Below are 25,089 nucleotides of genomic sequence, written 5' to 3' on the forward strand. Positions count from 1 at the left end.
TTAAACCTCAGGCAGAGAAAAAAAGAACTCGGATCCCTTTCCTACAGAAGACTGGACCCAAATTTTTCCTCCATGATTTTCTACGATCTTTTTACAGATGGATAATCCGATTCCAGTGCCGGGATATTCGGACCTAGTATGCAATTTTTGGAATATGATAAAAATACGATCAAAGTATTTAGAGTCCATTCCTATCCCGTTATCGGAGACAGAAAACACGTTTGCACCGGGAACATGTTTTACCTTGATTCGGATTTCCGGACTCCTGCTAGGAGATCTGAATTTGATCCCGTTAGAAATCAGATTACTGAATAAACGCCTAATCTGATCCTGGTCGGCATATACTTCAGGAAAAGGACCTTCTAAAACTAAATTCGCTTGTGTTTCTTCTATTACTGAAGAAAGGTCCCTTCTGAGCTCTTCTAAAATCAGATTCGGATCCCCTTTCGATTTTTTTACAGAATCCGAGCCCACTCTGGAATAACTTAAAAGGCTTTCAATCAATCCCTGTTGTCGTTTAGCAGCTTCAACAGATACATGAATGAATTCCCTCATTTCCGGCTTGATCTCTTCCGAAAATTTTCTCTCTAATAATTGTAGATAACTCGCAATCGTCCTAAGTGGTTCCTGCAAATCGTGAGATGCAATATAAGCGAATTGTTCCAGTTCCTTATTCGTTTTCGCCAAACCAAGAAGTGCTTCCTCCAAAGATTTTCTATATTCAATTTTTTCGGAAATGTCCCGATTGACCATGATAAGGCCCGGGACCAGATAACCTTCTGCATTAATTTTTTTGAAATTACTTTCGATTGTGATCTTTCTGCCTGATCTTAATGTATGGATAAATTCTCTTTTAGAAGCGCCTAATGTCTTCCAATCCTCCATGGCCTCTTTATAATTTTCCTCGGAAATCCAATCCTCTTCAAAAAGAGAATTATAATGTTTCCCTAAACATTCCCCCTCTTTTACTTCATACATTTTCGCGGCGTAACTATTATAATATGTGATCTTCTGATCTCCGTCTAAAGCAATAATCGCATCATTAACTTGAGAGATGACTTCCAAATTAAAACGATGTTCTTTTGTCAATCGAACCCGTTCAGAAACATCCATCGCGGAAACAAGCACGGCCTCTGTCTCCTGAAATTGAATAGGAGATGAAACTATATCCAAAAACACGATACTTCCATCTTTTCTAAGATGTTTCATTTCCTGGAAAAAATTCGGGCCAGGTTTCAAACCCTTGATCTTCTCCATCATAAACTCTCTCTCTTCGGGGAGTCTAAGTTCCACAGCGCTTTTTTCTAAAAATTCTTTTTCGGAATAACCGTAGATCTGGGTTGCTGTTTGGTTTACCGCCAGAATTTTAAGTGAAGATCTTTCAAAAACAAACATGATCTGAGGATTGTTTTGGAATAAATTCCTATACTTCTCCTCGTTCTTACGGATACGAGCCTCATATTCTTTGCGATCGGAAATATCATAAACAATTCCTAATATTTCCTGGATACGGCCATTCTTTCCGATCCTTGGATACATTCTTGTTTCCAAGAGAAGATCATTTTGGTTGCTATGATATATACTCTCTTCTCCCTGGAGAGATTTAGAAAATGCTTCCATCACTTCCGGTCGATTGCCTGCTCTTTCAAAAATGGTCTTTCCCACCACTTCTTTTGGATTGATCTTAAGCCTATCCAATCCTTTTCCATCAGCGAGAATGATCCTTCCCTCAGGAGAAATGGAAAATACGATTACAGGCAAGGCACCTATCAAAGTCTGAAAATCTATAGTACGTTTTTCTAATATATCTTCCGCAATCTTACGGTCGGTTATATCTAGGGAAACTCCCACGAGTCCTTTGATTTTTCCATCTTCTCCTATCGCAGGGGAGATTCTTACGGCAAAATGCCTTCCTAAAAAGATTGTCTCTGCACTAATCTCTTTTCCGGAAAGTACAAGTTTTAATGCCTCAGTCTGTTCCACACTTCGGACCGATCCATCTTCTTCCCTAAACTCCGCGTTCCATTGATGTTGTACGAAGTTAGTCCCGATAAAGGCGCTGGAATCCAGGCCAAGCATATCTAACGCTTTACCTGAGGCAAAATTCATGAGCCCAGTTTCGTCTGCGGAAAACAGTACGATCGGGGAATTGGAGAGAATATAATCTAGTAAAGATTTTGGATTTTCGCGGTTGGAATCTGAAAAAATAGGAGAACGGGAGCCCATAAATAGATCCGCCCGGAATAGAAATTCCGGGCAGGGGGTTCTAATTATGGCGAAATATAGATATTTTCAAGCATATTTCGACTTTTTGTGGAGTTTGTGGAATATATATCCCGTAAGGGATACGTTAGATGATTTCTATCGTCTCAATTACCACAGGCTGGAAAGGGCGATCCCCAGGAGCTGTAGGAGTTTCAGCGATACTTTGGACGATATCTTCTCCCTCGCTTACGTGGCCGAAAACCGCATGACGGTTGTCCAGATAAAGATTGTCCCTCACATTAATGAAAAACTGAGAACCACCAGTATTAGGTCCAGCATTTGCCATGGAGATAGTATACTTTTTGTTTTTGAGATCCGGATGAAATTCGTCCTGAATTTTATACCCTGGTCCACCAGTTCCAGTTCCTTGCGGGCAACCGCCTTGGATCATAAAATTTGCAATAATTCTGTGGAAGATTAAGCCATTATAAAAGCCTTTTTGAGCCAATTGGATGAAATTCCCGGCCGTAATCGGAGCCTTCTCATCTTCCAATAAAACGGAGAAGGTCCCTCGGTTGGTGGTAAACTTAGCAGTCGCCATAAATATCCTCAAAATCCAGATTCTAACCAGTGTCTGAGTAATCAACTAAATAGGTATCCTTATTGGGAGAGAACCTATTCTACTTGTTTTCAATATAGAATGCTGTTGTTCCGATAATTTAACGGAGGATTTCCAGAATCTACTTTCCGCTAGACGGATCGATTTTTTAGCTTTCTAAAAGAGAATTTTTTTATTCCGGAACTTCCTTAGGAACAAAATGCCATCATCTACAAAATACATTCCCTTCGGACCAAATGGTGCAGTCGCCTTCTGGGCCAGAGCAAAGGATAAGATCCAAAATCAGGACGAGTTAAGAGCCTGGGCAGATCTAGGAATCAAAACTGTAGTTTGCGTCTTCTCGGAAAAAGGTTCTCCTTTAGTAACCGAATTGGAAGAAGTTCTGCATGTTGGAGAATGGAAACTTTTCGCATTAGAAATTCCTCCTGGACCGGAAACGAACGAGTCCGTATTCTTCTCCGCTTGGAAATTAATTTCAGCCGCGGCTAAATCTAATATTTTATTTCTGATACCGGAAGAATTGGAAGAAAGATGGGAAGTGATACTATCCAAAATGGTAATTTCTTCTTACCCGCATATCGCCACAGGCGAGTTAGGTGCTTGGTTTCCAAGCCTACAAGGAGAAGCAGAGACTCAGTATTTAGGCGAATTCAAAACCTACGCATCCCGCAAAAAAGCTCCTAAAGAAATACCGGATGCTACAAGAGGAGAATTTTCCATTTTTCTAAAGGAACTTCCTTTGGCGGTTTCCGGAATAGAACTAGGAGTTTTTAAGAACGGTCATAAAGACTCTAATGGAAAGAAGAAGGTTCCGAAATTCCAAGAAGCAGAAAGTTTCCGAACCTTGGAAAGTAAGCCGGTAATCTCTTTTGATACTGTATTTTCCGGAGAAAAACAAGAATCCGAAACCCCTATAGCAGAAGAGCCCAAGACTCCTAAAGCATCAGAAAAGAAAAATATTCCAAAAAGAGAAACTCCCCCTCCTCCAGCGGATAACGGAGATTTTGCAACTAGTGCAAAATTCCCTCTTCAATTAAAACTGATGGCGGTGATCTCACTTTTACTCACTGTTACGGTTTCTACAGTTATTTTATATGCTTCCAGCGAGTTCAAAAAGAACTACGAAGTAAGAGTATTAGAGACTAATTTCTCTTTAGTAAATATTTTAGGGATCAAGGTAAAATCGGATCTAAAGGATATTCGTGATAAAGGTAAAACTCTTACTGAAAAACTTCTAGATCCGAAAGGTCCCGGAGCTTACGCGGATTTGTTCTTCAGAAACGAGCCGGATTTTCTTTTAGCCGGAATTTATTCGGCAGAAGGAGACAAACTTAAAAAAAGAACGGTATTGTACAACGATTCTTATTTGGAAGGAATCTCTTCCAATAGAGAAGAATTGGATGCAGCTGTTTCTCAGAAAGAAGCTTATTTTTTAAAGACGATACAATCCGGCGGAAGGATCGACAATCTTACTCCTAATTTTAAAGAACCTACTTTTTCCATCTCCGTATATGATTCTCAGAGTAAGTCTATTCTTCTTTATATAATTCGTGCAGAAAGACTTTTATCTGTATTCCAAAAACAAGATATTAACGTTCCATTCTTGATCAATGGAGACGGAGATCTGATCGCTCATCATGATCTTCAACTTCTTGCTTCCCAAACAAATTGGGCAGATCTTCCTATTTTCGAAACCATGCTTTCTTCTGTAAGAGAAGATAGCCAGCAGACTAGATACGAGGATTCTACAAAGACAAGATATTACGGTTCTTACCAAAAATTAGGTTTTGGTGGAGCCGGAGTGATCGTCTCCGTCCCGGAAGAAAAAGTATTCGAGATGGTTTATAGGATCCAGACTAAAAACCTTCTCATCATGGCGATCGCGCTTTGTATCGCACTCATCATCGTATTCTTCCTAGCAAGAACCATTACCATTCCGGTATTAAAACTTCTGACCGCAACAGTAGAAATTGCGAAAGGAAATTTCAGAATCGGGATCAAATCCACTACTAAAGACGAAATCGGCGTTTTGACCGATTATTTCGTGAGTATGGGAAAAGGTTTGGAAGAAAGGGAGAAGGTAAAGGACGCACTTGGCCGTTTCGTAAACAAAGAAATCGCCGAAATGGTATTAAACAAGGAATTAACCTTGGGAGGAGAAAGAAAGATGTGCGCCATCTTCTTCTCCGACATCCGATCCTTTACTGCAATATCAGAAAAACTGCAACCGGAAGAAGTAGTAGAATTCTTAAACGAATACATGACCGAGATGGTACGCTGCGTGAACGATACTCATGGTATCGTGGATAAGTTTATCGGGGATGCAATCATGGCAACCTGGGGAGCTGTTCGCACCTCAGAACATGATGCAGAAAATGCAGTGAACGGTGCACTTTTAATGAGAGCCGCTCTTCTTAAGTTCAATGAAGGAAGAGGTGGAGACAAAAGACCTATCATTCGGATCGGTTGTGGGCTAAACTATGGACCTGTGATCGCGGGACAGATCGGTTCCGAAGAAAGATTAGAATACACCGTGATTGGTGATGCCGTGAACCTCGCCTCTCGTGTAGAAGCGTTGAACAAACCTTTCGGTACGGATATTTTAATTACGCAAGATTTACTGGATCATGTAAAAGATATTTTTGCGGTCGAAAAAATGCAATCTATCAAGGTAAAGGGAAAAGAAGAGCCCCAAACCATTTACGCAGTCCTAGGCAGAAAAGACGATATGGATCGTCCGAGAGATCTAAACGAGCTGAGAAGAAAGCTCGGAATAGAATACGAATCTAAGAAAAAAACAAAAACAGGAGATGAGGAAGAGGAATTAAAGTATGAAATACTTGAATGACGGCCGCGTCGTCGTTACTGCTTTAGTTCTATTACTGTTCTTTTTTTCAGGACTATTATATCTTTATGCCAACGCAGGTCCTAAAACCGGGACCAATAAAGTTGTAGGTCAGCTCAAAACAAAACAACTCAAAATATTAAGAAAACTTGATTCTGAAGTCATCTGGGAGGAATTGGACGAGTCAGATCCTATCAGATACAGAGATACCATACGCACAGAAGAAGGTTCCGAAGCAGTATTACTTTTTACTGATGGAGAAAATTCCGCAGAGATCAGAATGGATGAAAGAAGTATGATCCTTGTGGAAGATACAGACAAGATCAGCTTCGTGTCCGGCTCACTTTCTGCGACCGGAGGAGGCTCCGGCAATTTACAGATCAGCTCGGGAGATACAAAAATTTCCCTCGGAAATTCAGATCTGAAAATTTCCAAAGACGAAAACAAAGGTTTAAACCTGGAAGTAAAACAAGGAGAGGCTAAAGTTGTCTCTTCTTCCGGAGAGAACACGGTTGGTAAAAACCAGTCCGCAGACCTAAAAGATGGAAAAGTGGAAGTTCATACATTAAATCTAGAAACAGTTTCTCCACCTGATAAAACTCATTTTCCCCTGGCAGGAGAAACCCTTCCTGTCAGATTCGAATGGAAAAATTCTCCAAGTGTTAAAACTTTCAGATTGGAAGTTGCAAGAGATTCTGGATTCAGAACGGGTTTAAAAAAATTGAATGCAGGTGGGACAAACGTATCCATCTCCCTTCCTAACGGTTCTTATTATTGGAGACTTGCGGGAAAAAATCCTCAATCCGGAAAAGACGAATTCAGTTCTTCTAAAAACTTTAAATTAATATCTTGGAATAAACCAAGACTAGTCTCCCCTACGAATAAGGAAGTATTCTCTTATACGGAAACAGCTCCTCCGGTTCGATTCCAATGGAGTACATTCGATTCACAGACCAAATATAAATTGGAAGTTTCTTCCGATGCGAATTTTAAACAAATCGTATATACTGGGGATTCTTCTGCTGGTTTCTTAAAATGGGAACCTAAATCGGAAGGACAATTTTTTGCTCGGGTCAAAATGAGCTCCGACAAACAAGGGTTTGCCGAATTAAATTCAGATACAATTTCTTTCGTTTTACGTAAATCGGAGCAGGCAGAGCCTCCTAAACTTCTGAAACCTCTACAGGGAGAAGAAATAGGCATTCGTATTTTCAAGGTAGGCTCTTTCTTTAGTTGGAGTTCCAACAAGGAGTTTAAATCTTATTCCCTAGAAATTGCCGCTGATTCCGATTTCAAAAATATTCTTTTCTCCAAATCGACTAATTCCAATTTTATGAAGCCGGATCTAGATTGGAAAGAAGGCGCATACTTCTGGAGAATTAAAGCAAGTTCTAATTCTGAAGGAGAAATTTCCTCTTCTACTGGTAAGTTCACTTTAAAACCTTTGGGTTCTATCCGACTTTCTTTCCCTAAAGATGGATCCGAATTAGGACATCCTGTGGACGGCAAATTACAATTCAGATGGGACAGACCGGATCCAAGCGGAACTTATAAATTAGAAGTTTCTAAAGATCCTAATTTTGCTTCCAAAATATTCGAGACCTCTGTTCGTTCCGGACAAAATTCAGTCCCACTTTCGGGTCCTGGGGACTATTATTGGAAGGTTACTCTTCTTTCTCCGGAGGGAGAAGTGCTGACTAGCAGTCCTTCTTCTGGATTTAAGACTTCTGATTCCGCTCCATTTATCTCTCCTGTATATCCGAGGGATCGAGATAAGATAGATCTGGATGAGAAAGCAAGTTTGTCATTTTATTGGGAAATTGAAGGCAAATCTGAGGCTTACATTTTGGAGCTCTTAGAGGCAGACCAAAAAACCCTAAAAACAGTATTTAAAAAGGAAATTAAGGGAGAATCTTACGACTATCGAGAGTTGTATAGGTTAAGGGAAGGAAAATACCAGTGGAGACTGAGTGCAAAATACAGGGACAGCTCCGGACAAGTCCGCACCACCCTTCCTTTGACCAGGGATTTCGAAGTAATCATGTCCGCTACTTTCAAAGCGCCGGAGATTCTGACTCCTAAGGAATTTTATGTTGAGTAAAAGATTCCAAAAATCTAATGCGATTGCGGCTCTTTTAGTCGGATTCCTTTTGTTCTCTCTTCCAATTTTTGCAAAGGAAGAAGGGGTAAAACTGGAATGGAAACCTATCCCGGACGCAGGTGGCTACCAAGTAGAAATCAAAGATTCTCGTGGTAAGGTCACAAGAGAAAAAACGAATGGAAGCCAAATCCAAATCGAATTACCTCCAGGTGCTTACGAACACAGAATAGGCGTTTTAAATAAGTACGGAAGAGTTTCTGTATTCTCTGCCTGGATTCCATTCGAAGTAATTCTTTCTCAAAGACCAGAGGTGATAGCAGCTGAAAAAAGTAAATTTTTAAGCAAGGATATGCCTGAAAGTTTCGAGATCAAGGGAAAACATTTTACCGAGGCTACAAAAGTAATATTAAAAGATTCTAAAGGAAATGAAATCCCTGTTAAATCCGTAGATCTTAAAAATTCGGAAACTATGGTAGTTACCATAGATAAGAAAAAAGCGCCGGAAGGTGCAATTTCCTTACGTTTAGAAAATCCGCGTAATAAAAGTACTGAAAAGGAAAATTATTTCTTAGTGGCCGAAACAGAAGATGAGTTAGCCGCATTAGAATCTAAGTCTTCTTATACCGGATCCTCAGGACCTTCTATCTTTGATCTTGGGGCTGCCGCGAGGTCCGCAGTTCTTCCCGGATGGGGACAATATTATCAGAAGAAGTCCACATTTAGAACGGCGATCTTTCCTAGTTTAATTTTTGTTGCCGGAGGTTATGCAGCCGCAAGAGGAAGTTCTTATCTAAGTGCAACTCATGAATTGGATGGCGCAAGACAGAGTAATATTTTGTATAACTCTGCATTTTTACAATCGGGAAACCCTGCACTATTCAACCTGGCATTATACAATTATACTCAGATCTCTCCGAAATACTCTCATGCAGTGGGAGAATATAACCAATTAGGGGTGGCTTTAGGAGTATTAGGATTCTTTTATCTAATCAACGTTTTTGACGCTGGATTTTTTCCAGGCCCTAAACAAGTAAAGGTAGAAGGTACCGATACCCCCGTAACAGTTTCTCCGCTTCTTAGAAATGCGAGGGAGTCTGATAGAGGGGCGACTTATGCTTCCGGAAATTCTTATCTTCTACAACAGAGAATGGAATTAGGAGTGGAATTCGCATGGTAACCTTCAAGAATTTTCTCCCCAAATTATATTCATTTTTCCTGATCCTGTTCATGATCGGGACCATGGGATGTTATACTCGTCCTAAAAAATCGGGCATTTTAGATTTTATGAATATATCTAATTTTGTATCCTATTTGACCGGAACTGCCTTTCCTTTGAACGTCCAAGTCAATGGACTAACCAACTCAGGCACCTTAGTGGTGGAATTAGCAAGCACAGGAGAACAACTTACCTTCTCCGCTGCCGGAACGGATTCTTTTTCCGGATATTATGATCCCAATATTATTTATACTCTAAACATTATTACTCAACCCGCTACACTTCCTACCCAAACCTGTATCATTAGTAATCCGAACTTAAATCTTACTTTTGCGAATACCACATTTGTAATAAACTGCGCAGAAAACTGGTACAAGGCGAATGTTACCGTCACAGGAATCGATAGCACCAATACAACTAATTTAGAAATTTATAATAATGGAACGGACCTAAAAACTTTATCTGCGAATGGAACAGTCAATTTCGACGTGGGAGATGGATTAGGTTATGCGATTACTACAGGTGCTGTCCCTACAGTTCCTTCTACTCATATATGTCAGGTGGTCACTGCCCCGTCTAGTGGGACTATAGCCGGCGCGGACGTAAATTTAGAGATCAGTTGTTTGAGTCTGATGAAAACAAGTGTGCCCGCTGCAGGTGCTTTTTTCCCTTCTACCAAGGCAATGGTTTTCACATTCTCCGGCCCGGTTACAGGATGTTCATTAGATGCAACTGCAGGAGGCCCTCCTTATTCTGCAGGAACTGCAAGCGGAAGTCCTGTAGTGACTTACGTGGGAAACACTGCAAGAGTGGCTCCCAGTACCTTACCTTGGTCTTTCGGGGCATTGACCTTCCCACTGAATGTTGTATTTATACTTACCGGATGTAAGGATTCTGTGGCTTTTGCAAATGCTGGAGCGACCATATCTTTAAACGTTAAAATGATGGAAGGTGACGTTTATTTCATAAGCGATACTTCCGGTAATGACAGTAATAGTTGTACAGATCCGAGTGATTCGTGTAAGACCATTCAGACAGGGGTCAGCCAATGTTCTTCCTCAAGCATCTGCACAGTATTTGTAGAAGGTGGAAATTATATCATTTCCGGTTCTGTTTCGCCTATCTCTCTCACTTCTACCGGAGGAGTCAGACTTTTAGGAAGTTTCGATTCTACATTTAGCACTCAAGATATGACTTTGGCGGGCACACCGTCTAGAATCATTGATAACCGAACCGTGGCGCAATGCCCTGGAGCAATGTTAAGCTCGAATGAGTGCGCTCCGATCACAATTACAGCATCCTTGATGGCTGGCGATTCAACTAAAGCACATGTAGTCCAAGGATTTAGCATATTTGCAGACGAAACGAAAGCGAACGCATTCGGCATTCGATTCATCAATGGGGATGCGAATAGTTATGCATATGTCTTTGGAAATTATATTTCCGGAGGAGAAGGAGGACTGGGAGTCGAAAATTCCACCGGTACACGGGGAGGGATTTACCTGCTTTCTTCTCGATCGAATAACCAAATTGATACAAATGTGATCAAGGGTGGTTTCGGTGCATCAAATTCTACTGCAGTTTATAGTACTGATTCTAATGTTTATTTGCTTAGAAATAGGATCAGTGGAGATAAAGCAGTAAACGATTCCCATTCGGTCTTACTTGCAAATTGGATGGATTCACTCGTGGCAATCGTAAATAATACGATGAATTTCCGTCAATACTCAGATGCTTCTGTAACTTCGAAGTTTACGTATGGGATTCGTAATGAGGAGAATGCTGTTTTAATTAAGCATTATATAGCTGGGAACACGATTTATTCCGGAGGTGCTACAGTAGGTTCAAATTACGGAATATTTATGACCGGAGTTGCAACGAACGCGCAGATGGCGAATAATATTGTCCAGGCCCCCGGAAGTAACGGTGTATGTGCTTCTTTCAATACTATTCCGAGCGCCAGTGCAATATTTAGAGGTAACAATTTAGATTGTAGCGCCGGTAAAAATGTTACGGTAGGCGCGACAAACTATGCATACTATTGTTCAGACGGAACTTTTAACTCTTTCAGCCTTCTTTGTTTAGTTGGTAATACATTCTTAGATGCAACCAGAGGAAATCAAAACTTTATCGATACCCCATCCTTTAACGGATACCCTGCCCTTCAACCATGGTTAGCTTTGAGCCCAGCCAACGGAGGTCCATGTAATATCGCCTTCGGTGGAGTGGAGACTTCGGCTTACTTAAATAGTTTTGATCCGATTTATAAATTGGATGCGGTAATTGGGGCTCCTGCTACGAGAACTACATCCTCAGGTGGAACTACTCCGTCTGGCTCCGCCGGTTATTCTATAGGTGCTTTTGAATTAGACGATTCAGGATGTGCACCTTAATCGGAGCAAACTTTCACTTTTAAAGCGAGGCAGTTTAGATTTTGGCTACACAAATAAAGCTAGCAATCGGAGCGGTAGAAGCAGTCGTAGTAAAGAATCTCTGGGTAGAATTCCCATAAGAATGTACAATAGTGTGTGAAGAAGTGGTTTGAGTAGTAGACCACGCACCCACTTTGGTTACAGATTTCTTACTTCCAAAGGAACCCAATGCAAACGGAGTCGTTGGAGAATATAAGGAAAATAGTTGTATCGCATCCGGTAATACCCAATCGGAGTGGCCTGCGAAAGTTAGACTATTGCAGAATGCTTCTGCTTGAGCAAGAGTAATATTGATATCATCGGTGGTGGGTGGATCATTGGCGGCACAATCTCCGGTAGCATAATTGTATTTCGAAATTGTTCCGGAAGAATTATAGCTGGTGCATAAAGTCCATAAAAAATGGTTCGCAGTATCCGTTACAGTTCCATTATCATTATCCACTAAAGCCGCCGATTCACAGTTATTCCCACCCATCGCAGTGACAAAAGCGCTATTGTTTGCATTGGAAATATAGGTATTTGTGGTAAGAGTAAAACCGGCATCTACCGGGTTCGCGACCGTCTGGCCGCAATGAGAAGAATTCCCCGGCCCTCCAGCCAATAACAGTAGTAAGCCGCTCAGATCATCTTGTTTCGGACCTGCGCAGTTCAAAATAGCGATTATAGAAAAAAGAAGTATTGCAGATAGGTGTTTCATAGGATGGAAGATGTTTTCGTTCTTTTTTTAGTCAAGCATCGAGCGACACTCAGGAACAAAAATCATAGGATTAGGAATATTCGTTAGGAAAAACTAATCACTTTGGATTAGTTCGTTTAACACTGTTTAATGCGGGTATGAGATTTACAGAATAGTTACAGAGTCGCTGGCTATTTGTAGATTAGAGCAAATTCTATTCTTTAGAAGCAAGCTCTTCCCATTCAGTGACCTTCTTCTGTAACTCATCTTGGAGTTGGGTTAAACGTTCTCCAGATTTTCGAGAAAGGTCCGGATCGGGGGATTGTAGGTTTTGGACTAACTCCTTCTCTTCTGTTTCCAAAGAAAGGATCTCCTTTTCCAAAATTTCCAGTTTTCTTTTATCTTGGTAGCTTAGGCCCTTCTTCTTATTCTCCACTTGTTTTTCAGTAGGCTTAGGAATATTGGACTTAGTTTCTTTTTCCTCGTATTCTCGATACTCCAGATATTCGGAATAGTTACCCGGAAACCTATCTATCTTACCTTCTCCTTTGAAGATGAATAGATAATCAGTGACACGGTCCATGAAATAACGATCGTGAGAAACTACAAGCACCACTCCTGGAAAATCATCCAGGAATTCCTCGAGTACTGAAAGTGTGGGAATATCCAAATCATTCGTAGGCTCATCCAAAACTAAAAAGTTCGGATTTCTCATGAGAAGTAGAATGAGATAAAGTCTTTTCTTTTCACCGCCGGAAAGTCTTTCTATTTTGGTTTGTTGCAATTGAGGAGGAAACAAAAACCTTTCCAAAAATTGAGAGGCTGTCCAAGAAGTTCCGTCATTCATCTTGATCGTTGGTGCGATCTCTTCTTTTACATATTCTAATACTTTTTTAGAACCGGGGAGTTCTTTTCCTAGCTGATCAAAATATCCGAAACTTGTATTCAAGCCTGCAGCAACATCTCCGGAGTCGGTTTTTTCTCTTCCTGTGATGAGATTCAGAAGTGTGGTCTTGCCTGCACCGTTAGGTCCTACAATTCCGATCCTCTCCCTACTCTTAAAAACGTAAGAAAATCCTGAGATCAATTCCATCTTCGGATAAGATTTTTTAATATTCTTTAATTCTAATATTTTACCGCCGAGCCTTCTTCCGGAAACCGAAATGTCTAAGACTATATCTTTGCCTGCTTTTTTTCTCTCCAGGACTTCGATCACTCGGTCCGTTCTTGCTTTTTGTTTGGTCCCTCTGGCCTTAGGTTGGCGTTTAAGCCATTCCAGTTCCGTTCTTAGAAAGGATTTTCGTTTTGCTTCTTCCTTTTCTTCGATCACCTGCATCTCTACTTTTTTTTCCAGATACAAATCGTAATTTCCCGGATAGATCCTGAAATTTCCTCGATCTATTTCTAAGATACGGTTTGCAATTTCTTCTAAAAAATATCTATCGTGAGTAACGAGTAGAACTGCTTTGTCCGTACTTTTTAGGAATTCTTGGAGCCAAAGGATTGCGTCTATATCCAAGTGGTTGGTAGGCTCGTCCAATACCAAAAAATTGGATTCGTCCGTTAAAGCTTGAGCAAGAGATACTTTTTTGGCCATTCCTCCTGAGAGTTCTCCCATTTTACGGGAAAGGTCAGGTATATTCAGTTCTCTTAATATATTTTTGAGTTTGGATTCCAGCTCCCATGCCTGTTTGGAATCCATCTCCTCCATGGCGAGATGGTATTCTTTTTCGGTTTCTTCTCCGCCTTTTTCCAATTCGATACATGCTTTTTCGTATCTTCTAACAGTATCTAAAAGTATACCTGAACCGGAAAGTATATGCTCCAATACGGTTTTGTCCGGATCGAATTCGGGGAATTGGGATAAAAATGAAATTTTGAGTTCTCTATTTCGGACAACTTTACCGGTGTCCGGTTCTTCCATTCCGAGTAAGATCCTAAGTAGGGTGGATTTACCGGATCCGTTGATCCCGAGTAATCCTGTTTTTTCTCCTTCATCTATACCAAAGCTTAGGTTTTGGAAGAGTTGTTTTTCGCCGATAGATTTACCGACCTTATCTATGGAGATTAGATTCATCACTTCCAGCCTTTTTGAAACCAGATGAGAAGCAATTCTTTTAAGAATCTATTTAGGAATCGGAAGTTCTATTTTGTATCTGGTTCCTATATCTACTGTTTCAAGTCCCCATTTTGCTTTAAGTTTATCCAATAACATTCCCACCAATTGTAATCCCAAACCTTCCGAATTTCTGACGTCCACGGTTTTAGGAAGTCCTACCCCATTATCTCCAATGGAAATCGAAAGTCCGTTGTCAGTTTTAGAAATAGAGATGAATATCTCTCCTTTTTGGTCCACGGGGAATGCATACTTTAAGGAATTTGAAACTAGTTCGTTAAACACCAATGCAAGCGGGATCGCAAAATCCAGATTAAGACGTATGTCTTGGGATTCTATAGAATAACCTACTCTTTTATTCGCCCCAAAAGATTGTACAAGTGCGACGAGTAGATTATTTAAGTATTCGGTAAAGTCTGCATCCGCAATCGTATCGTTTTGGTAAAGCTCCTTGTGAACCAGAGCCATGGATTGGATCCTTCTTTCACATTCTTTCAGAATAGAAACTAGTTTTGGATCATCCGTAAAATCGGTCTGCAAACTCAATAGACTGGAAACCACTTGAAGATTATTTTTGACCCTATGATGGATCTCCTTCAACATCACTTCTTTTTCGTCCAAAGATTTTCTTAAAGTTTCTTCGTATTGATATCTGTCGGTAACATCTCTGATGATCTGAGTGGCACCTATCATATTATGGCTTTCATCTCGGATAGAACTGTAATTGATCTCAAGCACTATGGAGTCCTTGACAAGGCCGGAAATTTTTCTCTCCATCCTGAAAACTTCTCCAGTTAAAGCCCTACTCCAATTTCTAATAATTCTTTCTCTTTCTTCCGGATTGTCTATTGCAATGTCCCAGATTCGTTGGCCTACTGTGATTCTCTTTCCGTATAATTTCCAGACCATAAGTTCAAATGCGGTATTACAAGAGATCACTCTTAGGTCCATATCCACCGCACAAATTGAATCCTTAACACCTTCTATGATTGCTTGGAGTCTATCGTTTGTTTGTAATATCTTTTTTCTGAGTTCGCTTAATTCGTGTTCTGCCTTCTTTCTTTCAGTGATGTCTCTGACAATCACCTGCATTAATTTTTGGCCTCTTTGTTCGAATGCGACGCCGGAAACTTCTACTGCGATCTCTGTTCCGTCCTTTCGGATAAATTTTTCCTCGATCGGTTCCAAAGGTTCCGATTTGAGCATTGCCTTTAGAACTCTTTCTGCTACGAGTTGCCTGGAATCAGGATGTACAAATTCTATGATGGGTTTTCCTTCTACCTCTTCTACGGTTTCGTAACCCAACATCTTGAGTCCTGTTTGGTTGATATAAATTACGTTTCCGTCTGCATGTAGACCGATTGCGTCAGGGGAAACTTCCACCAGTTTTCTGTATTTTTCCTCGCTTGCGAGTAGAGCAGTTTCCCAAACTGTTCTAAGAGTCACGTCCTTTAGAAATATTACGACTTCTTTAATTGCACCTTCTTTGGATAAGGGAGCAAAGGAAACTTCTAATTCCGAATTGGGTTGCACAGGAAATAACTTGGAAAAATGCCATTTGACCTTTGCTCCTGAAAATGCCTTATTTAACTGAGCTTGAAAAATTTCTCTATGCGTTTCGGAAATCAAAGAGAGAACCTTTGAATCCGAAACCAATTCTATCCCGAACTGCCTTCTAACTTCGGATCTTCCGGAAGAGTTCACATATTGTATTTTCCCGGCTTGGTTTACACGGATCACCCATTCTTCGGTGCTATCCAAAAGTATATTCGTATAAGAAAGCTGGTCTTGTAGGATTATTTCACTTTTTCTTAATGGAGTTAGGTCCTGGATGGATCCGTAGATTTGGGTGACTCTTTTTTTAATCGGATCCCAGATAGGATGAGCATGGTCTCTTAACCAACGGATCTGTCCGTCCGGGCCATACACTCTATATTCGTCCGCTCGAGAGGCACCGGACAATAAAGATCTTACCCTTTGTCTGATCAGGTCCAGATCGTCTTGGTGAAAATATTTAGAATCTGCAGCAGCCCAAGGGCTATTCAGGTCATCGATGCCGATCCCGCAGAATTTTAAAAATCCTTCGTTGGCCCAACTTAATATTAGATTTCCATTATCTAATACATCTACTCGGTAAAGATAATCATTAAATACCTCGGGCGCAAGAGAGCGGATCTCTTTTTCTATCTTTTTTCGAAGATTCCGATTTTGAAACCATTTTAGAAGTTTGGCAAAAGCCATCGCAACTCCGAAAAACTCCTAAGAAAACGAGGTTTTCCGGAGCTTATTTCACTAAAAATTCTTTGTAAGTATTCGCTACTTCTTCAGGTCTTTCTAACATGGGAACATGACCCATATCTTTTAGGATTATTTTTTTAGACCCCTTAATGCCCTTTTCCAAAACTCCAGCACCGGAGACACTCAATACTCTATCCGTATCACCCCAGAGGATCAAAGTTCGAGCTGTAATCTTATTCATATTTTCCTGCAAAGGAAAACCAGTAGATCTAATCTGTTTGAATATATATTTATTAAACTCGGAATTTTTAATCGCCTTCTCCGCAAAATAAGAAGCTAAAAAGGAAGGAATTGGAGGAGGTGTTACAAATATGAATTTCATCAAATCTTGAAATTCTTCTGCGTTAGTCGCAACTAAGTTGTTTTTTCCCTTCTCCAGGTTTTTAGATAGCTCACTTTTTTCGGGGCTGTTCACTCCGGATGGCGCGAATAATCCTAGAGATAAAATCTTTTGCGGATACGTTGCAGCATATACTCCTGAGATCGCTCCTCCCATGGAGTTTCCAACTATATGGAATTTTTCCCAACCCAACTTGGTAACGAACTCGTCTAGTCGTTTTACTTGCTGGGCAATATTATAATCCTGATCTGCGATTCTATCATTCTCTCCGAAACCGGGAAGGTCGACTGCTACAACTGTATATGTAGGAGTGAGCCATTTCGAGAATCTAGTCCAATTATCTTTGTCTCCCCCGAATCCATGGACCATCAGGATTTTTTCGCTACCTTCTCCACCCTCTAAATACACCCAGTTCCAAGGTTCTATCTTGGTTTGTTTTTTTTCGAGGCCTGCTTTCCATCTTTCATAACCGATTCCTGTTTTGACGAGGGTCTCGGAACAATAGGTCAGCCCGAATAAAATAAGAAGAAGGTAGATTGGGAAAAATTTGCGTTTCATAGTTTAAATCACGAATAACGTTTCTTCAATTCTCTGGCATAGGCCAAATCATGAGTAAGAAGTCTCATTCTTTTTACCAAATAAGTGGTGATACCTTTATAAAATTTCAGAGCAAGTTCTTTGTCGGAATCCAGAATATGTTGCAGATGATCGAAAGGAATTTCCAAAAGTTCGCAACGTTCCATTGCTTCGACAGTTCCGGCTCGTTTTCCCTGATCTAAAAAAGGGAATTCTCCGAAATGGTCTCCGGTAGCGATCGTAGTCACGCTCACATCGTCCCCTTTTTCGGTGGAGGTTAGAATTTTCAGAGTCCCGTACATTACCACATAGAACGCTTTTGCTTCGTTCCCTTCTTGGTAAACCGCCTCTCCTTGTTCAAGCACCTTGTATTTGGTCTTCTCAGCTATTTTAGCCAATTCATCCATCGAGAAACTAGAAAATAAATAAATCTGGTGTAGGATTTCTTCTGTAGTGTGTTGCATGTGTTCCTTACCAAAGACCGAGTATTGAGGCTAGAAAAAAACCATCAAGCTACTTTCCTGGATTTCGGCCCGGAATTCTAAGTCGAAAAACAACTCCGTTTTCCGAAGTAAATTCGGAGTTTCCCTTGAGCTGCCTGGACAAGATCTCTATCAGCTGGATGCCTATGGTTCCGGAGCCAGTATGATTTTCTTTTTTAAATCCAATCCCATCGTCCGAATATGAGAAAACGATATTCTGTTCTTCTCTAAAGATCCGGATTTGAATTTTTCCGGAACGATCTCCCGGAAACGCGTATTTTAAGGAGTTGGTTAGAAGTTCATTTAAAATCAGTCCCAGCGGAATTGCTTTTTCAATGCTTACTTCCAAGGAACTTAGGTCCAATTGGAGCAGGACACGAGGAAGTCCTCCATAGGCTCGGATCAGATTAGAAGAAACTGTGGTAAAATAATTTTCTAAGTCTACTGCCGCGAAATTTTCGGATCTGTATAATTCGGCATGAACGAATCCCATAGATTTGACCCTGTTCTCACATTCTTTCAGGATCCGTTTTAAGTTCGGGTCTTCCGTATTTTCATACTGTAAGCCTAGAAGACTAGAAATCACCTGTAGATTATTTTTAACTCTATGATGAATCTCTTGGAGCATAGACTCTTTTTCTCTCAAAGATTTTTCCAAGGTTCGGGTCATAGAATTTCTTTCGGTTACATCTCTTACAATGCCCATATAACGAAACTCATCAATCCGGGCAGCATTTACTTCTGCTTCTATAATTTTACCGGATTTACTTATGAATCTCCGGTTTAAGATTACAGGTTTACTTATCTCTAATGTAGGAATTCTAATCAAAGAATCGGCAAAACTTTCTTTGTCTAAAATATCCTCTAAAGTGAATGTTTGAAGTTCTTCTTTAGAATATTCCAATAGCTCGGCCATTCTTCTGTTTGCTTCGAAAATTTTAGTTTCAAAATTTGTAATGATGATGGAATCAGAGGCGCTTTCCACTAAGGAACGGTATTTTCTTTCACTTTCTTCTAATAAAGAAATCGCTTTTACTCTCGCTGTGACATCGTATAAAATGGAGAATAATACCCTTTTCCCTCCGAACTGCAATGGCCCGCTATATACCTCCATATCACGGAGTTCTCCACTTTTTAATTTATGCCTGAAACGAAAATATTGCCTGGCTTCAAATGCCGCCAATCTCATCTCTTCGAAAATTTGCTCTTTCGTGAGAGTATTGATATCAGTAACTTTCATCCGAAGAAGTTCTTCTTGGCTGTATCCGTAAAATTGGCTAGCCGCCTGATTTGCGTATAAAATATCTCCCGAGTCAGGATCTAAGATCCATTTGATTGCCTGATTCGTCTCAAAAATTTGGCGGAATGGTCTGTCGCTAGATAGAAATTCCTTCCAAAAAGAGTTTTCAATGAGAGAAGCAGAATCTTCTTCCATCGGTTCCATCTTGATCCAAAACATTCCATGAGTGAGAGACCAACTCGCTAGAAGTCCTGTGTTCCCTGGAAAAGAGATGGGACTTTTTCCGGGCTGCCAAGATAAAACCGCGCTTCCCTTCTCCCCTTGGATCTTCTCAGTTCCATGTAAAAAATAGGAGAGAGGATTTTGTCTCCAGGACTCCAAGGGAAGATTGGTCTCAATGATCAATCCGGAAGGATCCAGTAGAATACACCAATATGGAAAGAAGGAGGAATTCATATTTCAAAACTTGGGAGGACCATTCCTTAGGTATTATCCGACTCTGAAAAATCTTTTTTCAAAACCATCCGACAAGATCCGAAAAAGTCGGGAAAAATAACTTGCAGTGCGTTGGGTCGAAAAGGACTTTGCAATAGAACCGAATAGTATAGCGCACGCTACAGGAATTGAAAATATGGATCTGTCCTTCCTCAGTCAAAACAAAGAATTAATCGGGATCATAATGATGCCCTTTACCTACGGATTCGTGGGTTGGTTTACCAACGTGGTGGCCTTAAAAATGACATTTTATCCACTGGAATTCGTAGGAATTCCGCCTTATTTAGGATGGCAAGGGATTGTTCCGAAGAAGGCCCAGAAATTGGCTCTCAAATCGGTGAATATTATGACCGAGAGACTGATCAAAGTAGAGGACTTTTTCTCAAAAGTGGATCCGGATCAATTAGAGACCGAATTCCAACCTGTTCTGAATGATTTAATCCCTTCTGCAACTCATGAAATCGTTCATCATATCAATCCAATCTTAAGAAAACATTTAGAGAACGGACATGGAGAAGAGATCGTAAGAGCAGTACAAGAAAAATGTGCTCATACTGTGAAAAACATCATGGTCCAGGTAAAGGAAAACGTATCCTCCGTTTTCAATTTCAGATCGTTAGTACTTAGAAAACTTACGGGACCGAATGTAGAAAGGATCGTAAACATTTTCGAAGAAGTAGGTTCTAAAGAATTTAAATTTATAGAACATTGCGGTTGGGCACTTGGAGGAGCACTCGGAATCGCACAAGCGGTCCTTTGGAATTATCTTCCTATTTGGTGGACTCTTCCTATCCAAGGAGTGATCGTAGGTTATATCACGAACTGGGTGGCACTCACCATGATCTTCCGTCCTCTTTACGAAAAAAGAGTGGGACCAATCAAATACAGAGGTTTATTCATCGCGAGACAAGAAGAAGTGTCTAAAAAATATTCGAACGTATTTGCAACCCAAGTCCTTACAGCAAGAAACGTATTAGAAGAGATCTTATACAAAAGAGCCGCAAGAACTCTCGTAGAAACCATCCAAGCAGAAACAGAATCCGCTGCGAGTAGACTTAATTTATCCGGACAACTGGATACGGAGAATAATGGAGAAGATTCGGATTTCGAGAATACCAAAAAAGAAGTGATCCGAAAAGTAAGCGATTCCTTGGCAGGAAGTTCCACCAAATTAGAAACTTATATGGGAAGAGCGATGAGCATAGAAAATAATATGTTCAAACGAATGAAAGATCTTCCCCCTGAAGAATTCGAACCGATTTTAAGATCCGCTTTCCAAGAAGATGAATACGTTCTCATACTGATCGGTTCCGTTCTTGGAGCAATCGTAGGTCTTGTGCAAGGGATCTACATGATCGCGGTGTAATATGAATTTGATCAAAGTTGACGGATCCGATCCTGAATCTTTCCTCCGGAAATTGACCAAAGCAATCTCCGGAGGACATTTGGGTGCAATCACCAAATTCGATCTGAAAGAAGATGATTTTTGTATCCGATTTTCAGGACTCGGAGAATCCAAGATATGGTTCAAACTCCAGAGAGAAGGAGAAGGATTTTCCGCAGTCAAAAAAAGGGAAAAGATTGCTTTACTTCATATCGCATTACGATCAGAAATGGAAAAAAATTTGCAGGATATTCTGATCCGACTAGGAGCAGAAGTTTCTTAAACATTTCAGAATGTTACAATTCGGTTCGGATTCCAAAATAGCTACTCTACCTTCCGGAATCCGAATCGCCTATCGGATCTTCCCGGGCAAATCAAAAGTCCCACTTTTCTGTGTTCATGGCCTAACCGGAAATCTAAAAAACTTCGAACCGATCGCCCAAGGACTCTCTAAAAAAGGGATCACGGTAATCGTTTACGATCTAAGAGGAAGAGGAAATTCGGACAAACCTAAGGAAGAATATTCCGCAAGAGTGCATGCTCAGGACCTAAAGGAACTCGCGACTATATTAGGATATTCTAAAATATCTATACTCTCCCATTCATTAGGTGCCTGGATCGCTCTTAGATTTGCGGAGAAGTTCCCAAGTTTCCTGGAAAAAGCGGTCCTAATTGACGGAGGTGGAGAACTTTCCATCAAACGTAAAATTTCCAACCTACTCATGATCCAAGGTTCCTTGGCACGTTTAGGTAGAAGGATCCCAAGCAAGGAAATTTATCTACAAGAAGCTAAGAAGTCTCCTTTACTTTCCGCTTGGAATATGAATATTCAGAATTTCTTATTATATGAATTGGAATCTGTCGGCATACTTTCCCCTTCTCTAATACCGGGAGATAATTTTTACGGACCGGTAATCTGTTCTATTCCTCCGTTTGTGATCGATTCGGAACTGAAAAACATGGGTGGAGCAATGAGGCCCTCCGGAATTGTAGCGAGGCTTTTTAAAGATCCGAAAGAATTTTTCAAAACCGTCCAAGAAAACAAAATAATGCCCTATTCCGCATTACGTTGTCCTGTGCTTGTGCTCCGTGCTTTAAAACCGAATTTTAAACCGGGAGACGAGCTCCTACCGTCTTCCGCGATTGAAAAGATGAAAGAGAAGATTCAAAACCTGAAAGTTTATGAATTAACGGATAAAAATCATTACGAATCCGTGTTATTGGAAGATAAGGAAAGAGATCAGGAAATATTCAAATTTCTTAAATCTTAAAGAGATTCGTCCCTATCTTCTTCGATAAAAGAATCTCTTTTAAAGAACATGTAAAGTAAAGCTAAGATCCCAACTAAAACCGTACTAGCTATACGAAGATCATATTCGGATCTTTTGAATATTTTACCTTCTCCTATTTCTGGAATCTTTTTAGGTTGGATTGTAAATCCGTTTTGAGTTGCAAGTTCTTCCACTCGAACCAAATGTATAATTGGAATTCCCACGTTTGCAAAACGCCTCATTACTGAATCTCTTCCTTCTTTTATAATTGGATGTTTTAGATTCAGTCCGGAAGAAAATTCTCCTGCGCTCTTCTTAGTTCCTACAGAAACGGTTCCTCCGCCCACATTGATATAAGCCTTATATTCAGAAAGAGGAATCACAGAAGAATACAGATCCATTCTTTCTTCCAAACTCTCGGAGTAATTTTTGGAATGAAGCATTGGAAGTGAGTTTCTGGATGCGGAATTTTGTAGGTTCTTCGACCCTTCTTTCGAAATTCCAAATGCCTGGTCCTCTATTCCTCCCCAACTATAGGCCAGGGATTTATAAGGAAAAATTCCACGGATGTACAGTTCCTTCTCCATATCCGGCCATAAGAAGTCAGGATCATTCGCCCCCCATTGGGAAGAAGTCAAACTGGAGATGATAACAAGCTTTAGCTCCAAAACTTTAGCAGCGGAATACACTGCAATATTTAAAGCTGGAAAAGATCCAGAAAGAGAAACTCCAACAGTATCACCTTTATGGACTCCGGCTTGGATTAAATATTCCAAAACCAAGGCAGCAAAATTCGGATTATTAGAAATTTGTTTTGCCCTAAGGGAACCTAAATTACTCGTAACAGGAGTAAAAAATTCACCTATAAGTCCAAAACCGGAAGGATCAGAATTCGGATCTATCTTTTTGTTTTTAGATTTTTTATAAGATTTAATTTCTTCGAAAGCTTTAGTAGCAAGTTTTGCAGCTTCAATCTTTTCGGAATAATTCGATTGAACTTTCTCGAAACGAAAATGTTCCACTAAATACATTCCCGAAAGAGAAACTACAGCTAAAATCAAGTAATAGAAAACGGATTTGCTGGAAGATTTCCAATAGATTCCCTTCAAGACAATAACTCCTTTCCGAGAAATAGGATCAATATTAAACGAACGATAACGGAAGCAGTGAGTAAAGATGCCAAAGTTTCCAACCAACCTTGTCTATCCATCCATACAGCGATAAGTCCCGGAATGATATGGCCAACCGCCTTTACTTCCGATTCTAAGTGAATCAGTTCCGCAAAAATCCTAGGAAATATCCATTCGTTGGCAATCGTATCTAAAACGAATCCGAGCAAGAGTAAAATTGCTGTTCTTCTCTTTCCGTATAATATTATAAATTTCGAAATAAGTTTTCCTAAACCAAAAACACATAGGCTTACGGACAATGTTAGAAGAATATTGACTGGATTTTGGAGCTGTAATGCAAAATAGCCCGGGACAACAAGTCCACCAGCTATCCCAAAAAATTCGGAAAAAAATAAACTAATCCCTAAACCTACACCTATGGAAATACTCAATAAGTCCATATCAGCCTTTTAGAATTTCCTTTTGTTTTAAGTATTCCAGGAGTTCTAAACCTAATCCGCTTATATTTCCAAGTCCAACCACTATTGAGTTAGAGGGCAAAGATCTTTCAAAAAAAAACAAGATCTCTTTTGCATTCATAGATTTTAGATCTTCTAATTTAGAATTTCCTAAACTCCATTTCAAACAGGTCTTTTTAAATACTTCCGTTTCTTCACCGGCAATCAAAATTAAATCCGGAGGATTCTTCTTCCAAGAGAGAATTTCTTTTGCCATTTGTTCGGATCTTTCCGGTCTATCTTTTCTACAATTCACAAGAGCGACTTTAAATACATACTCAGGGAACTGAAGAATTGCATTTTCCCAAATACTTGCAGCCGACCTGGGATCGTTTGCTGCAAAACCGTTTGCAAACCCGATTTTTCTTTCTCCCAGATCGTATTCTGAAAAGAAGGTAGCTCCCAAATCCGGACAATGAGCCCACATTCCTTTGATTGCGATCTCAGGTTTTATTCCTATAGATTCGCATACTTCCAAGGCTAAAATCACGTTTTCCGGATGTTCATAATATGCAAAACCCTGCATATAGTTTAGGTGAGAATATTTTTCAGGAAAAGTTGAAACGATCTCCGTATTTTTATTTCTGCATATCTCTTCGAAAAATGGATAAAATTCTTTTTCAGAAGTGAATAACACTTTGGATTTTGGAATAGAACCGCTTAGAGCCAAGGCTATGTCCTTTTTTTCCGGTCCCATAATTTCTAAATGATCTTCTCTTACATTTGTTATGACTGCATGGGTGGCACGGATCAATTTTTCTTCCGAGATCTTTTGGTTGAATGGAACAAGAGCCATACATTCCAGAACGATAATATCCGCCCCTTGTTTAACTGCTTCTTGGATCGCAAACTTCTGCTCTAAAATATTGGGAGCACCGTATCTGATAATATTTTTTTCGGAACCGTCAGGTAATATGAGTCTTGGAACGGTTCCTGTGGTTTTAGCAAGGACTTTAAATCCGCCTTCTTTCAAACCGGAAGCGATCAATCTTGTGACTGAACTTTTTCCACGAGTGCCATTCACATGAATGCGGACTGGGATTTTATTCCTTCTGGAGATATGAAAAATATATTCAGCAAATCCGAATCCTAACAAAACCAAAAGTAATGGGAAGAGTATGAGAAATTCGGACACGTAAAGAATGTCCTTCTAAATAAGTTTTTAG

At 40.2% G+C, this 25,089-nt stretch carries 18 protein-coding genes; 7 read left to right on the forward strand and 11 right to left on the reverse strand.

Going from position 1 to position 25,089, the window contains the following annotated elements:
* Together CH365_RS01895 and CH365_RS01900 are read right to left on the reverse strand one after the other, a co-directional pair.
* A complete protein-coding gene (locus tag CH365_RS01895) occupies nucleotides 1-2,226 on the reverse strand; it encodes a PAS domain-containing sensor histidine kinase (RefSeq protein ID WP_100766900.1) in 2,226 nt (741 codons plus the stop codon).
* A 124-nt stretch (nucleotides 2,227-2,350) separates the two neighbouring features.
* Nucleotides 2,351-2,806, reverse strand: coding sequence for a peptidylprolyl isomerase (locus tag CH365_RS01900; RefSeq protein ID WP_100766901.1), 456 nt, complete (start codon nucleotides 2,804-2,806; stop codon nucleotides 2,351-2,353).
* A 217-nt stretch (nucleotides 2,807-3,023) separates the two neighbouring features.
* On the opposite strand from CH365_RS01900, the gene CH365_RS01905 reads away from it, so the two are divergent.
* The 4 genes from CH365_RS01905 to CH365_RS01920 are packed head-to-tail and all read left to right on the forward strand — an operon-like array spanning nucleotide 3,024 to nucleotide 11,379.
* Nucleotides 3,024-5,672: an adenylate/guanylate cyclase domain-containing protein gene (locus tag CH365_RS01905; protein WP_100766902.1), complete on the forward strand. Its 2,649-nt coding sequence runs from the start codon at nucleotides 3,024-3,026 to the stop codon at nucleotides 5,670-5,672.
* On the forward strand, nucleotides 5,656-7,770 hold the full coding sequence (locus tag CH365_RS01910) for a FecR family protein (RefSeq protein WP_100766903.1): 2,115 nt from the start codon (nucleotides 5,656-5,658) through the stop codon (nucleotides 7,768-7,770). Before CH365_RS01905 ends, CH365_RS01910 begins: the two co-directional genes overlap by 17 nt.
* Nucleotides 7,760-8,947: an LIC11435 family protein gene (locus CH365_RS01915; protein ID WP_100766904.1), complete on the forward strand. Its 1,188-nt coding sequence runs from the start codon at nucleotides 7,760-7,762 to the stop codon at nucleotides 8,945-8,947. Before CH365_RS01910 ends, CH365_RS01915 begins: the two co-directional genes overlap by 11 nt.
* Nucleotides 8,941-11,379, forward strand: a complete 2,439-nt coding sequence (locus tag CH365_RS01920; RefSeq protein WP_100766905.1) for a right-handed parallel beta-helix repeat-containing protein — start codon at nucleotides 8,941-8,943, stop codon at nucleotides 11,377-11,379. The genes CH365_RS01915 and CH365_RS01920 overlap by 7 nt, the downstream gene beginning before the upstream one ends.
* 34 nt (nucleotides 11,380-11,413) lie before the next feature.
* On the opposite strand, the gene CH365_RS01925 is transcribed toward CH365_RS01920, so the two are convergent.
* The 6 genes from CH365_RS01925 to CH365_RS01950 form a co-directional block, all read right to left on the reverse strand.
* Nucleotides 11,414-12,115, reverse strand: coding sequence for an Lcl domain-containing protein (locus tag CH365_RS01925; protein ID WP_100766906.1), 702 nt, complete (start codon nucleotides 12,113-12,115; stop codon nucleotides 11,414-11,416).
* A gap of 193 nt (nucleotides 12,116-12,308) precedes the next feature.
* Nucleotides 12,309-14,171, reverse strand: a complete 1,863-nt coding sequence (locus CH365_RS01930) for an ABC-F family ATP-binding cassette domain-containing protein (protein ID WP_100766907.1) — start codon at nucleotides 14,169-14,171, stop codon at nucleotides 12,309-12,311.
* Nucleotides 14,172-14,219: 48 nt separating this feature from the next.
* Nucleotides 14,220-16,451 carry a PAS domain-containing sensor histidine kinase gene (locus CH365_RS01935; RefSeq protein WP_100766908.1) on the reverse strand — a complete coding sequence of 744 codons (2,232 nt, stop codon included), beginning with the start codon at nucleotides 16,449-16,451 and terminating at the stop codon, nucleotides 14,220-14,222.
* 43 nt (nucleotides 16,452-16,494) lie between these two features.
* Nucleotides 16,495-17,406 carry an alpha/beta fold hydrolase gene (locus CH365_RS01940; RefSeq protein WP_100766909.1) on the reverse strand — a complete coding sequence of 304 codons (912 nt, stop codon included), beginning with the start codon at nucleotides 17,404-17,406 and terminating at the stop codon, nucleotides 16,495-16,497.
* A gap of 8 nt (nucleotides 17,407-17,414) precedes the next feature.
* Nucleotides 17,415-17,888, reverse strand: a complete 474-nt coding sequence (locus CH365_RS01945) for a cyclic nucleotide-binding domain-containing protein (protein WP_020768072.1) — start codon at nucleotides 17,886-17,888, stop codon at nucleotides 17,415-17,417.
* Between the two features lie 49 nt (nucleotides 17,889-17,937).
* Nucleotides 17,938-19,602: a sensor histidine kinase gene (locus CH365_RS01950; RefSeq protein ID WP_100766910.1), complete on the reverse strand. Its 1,665-nt coding sequence runs from the start codon at nucleotides 19,600-19,602 to the stop codon at nucleotides 17,938-17,940.
* Between the two features lie 175 nt (nucleotides 19,603-19,777).
* Here CH365_RS01950 and CH365_RS01955 point away from each other — a divergent pair, with 175 nt between their 5' ends.
* The 3 genes from CH365_RS01955 to CH365_RS01965 are packed head-to-tail and all read left to right on the forward strand — an operon-like array spanning nucleotide 19,778 to nucleotide 22,296.
* Nucleotides 19,778-21,007, forward strand: a complete 1,230-nt coding sequence (locus tag CH365_RS01955; RefSeq protein WP_100766911.1) for a DUF445 domain-containing protein — start codon at nucleotides 19,778-19,780, stop codon at nucleotides 21,005-21,007.
* A 1-nt stretch (nucleotide 21,008) separates the two neighbouring features.
* A complete protein-coding gene (locus tag CH365_RS01960) occupies nucleotides 21,009-21,308 on the forward strand; it encodes a hypothetical protein (RefSeq protein WP_100766912.1) in 300 nt (99 codons plus the stop codon).
* A 10-nt stretch (nucleotides 21,309-21,318) separates the two neighbouring features.
* Nucleotides 21,319-22,296, forward strand: a complete 978-nt coding sequence (locus CH365_RS01965) for an alpha/beta fold hydrolase (protein WP_100766913.1) — start codon at nucleotides 21,319-21,321, stop codon at nucleotides 22,294-22,296.
* Here the strand turns inward: CH365_RS01965 and pgsW are convergent.
* The 3 genes from pgsW to pgsB are packed head-to-tail and all read right to left on the reverse strand — an operon-like array spanning nucleotide 22,293 to nucleotide 25,058.
* Entirely contained in the window at nucleotides 22,293-23,405 is a 1,113-nt protein-coding gene (gene pgsW, locus CH365_RS01970) for a poly-gamma-glutamate system protein (RefSeq protein WP_100766914.1), read from the reverse strand. The genes CH365_RS01965 and pgsW overlap by 4 nt on opposite strands.
* Nucleotides 23,402-23,866, reverse strand: a complete 465-nt coding sequence (pgsC, locus tag CH365_RS01975) for a poly-gamma-glutamate biosynthesis protein PgsC (RefSeq protein ID WP_100766915.1) — start codon at nucleotides 23,864-23,866, stop codon at nucleotides 23,402-23,404. The genes pgsW and pgsC overlap by 4 nt, the downstream gene beginning before the upstream one ends.
* A gap of 1 nt (nucleotide 23,867) precedes the next feature.
* Complete coding sequence (pgsB, locus tag CH365_RS01980) at nucleotides 23,868-25,058, reverse strand: poly-gamma-glutamate synthase PgsB (protein WP_100766916.1); 1,191 nt, start codon at nucleotides 25,056-25,058, stop codon at nucleotides 23,868-23,870.
* Nucleotides 25,059-25,089: the final 31 nt, after the last annotated feature.

Source organism: Leptospira neocaledonica (assembly GCF_002812205.1).
GTDB classification, from domain to species: domain Bacteria; phylum Spirochaetota; class Leptospiria; order Leptospirales; family Leptospiraceae; genus Leptospira_B; species Leptospira_B neocaledonica.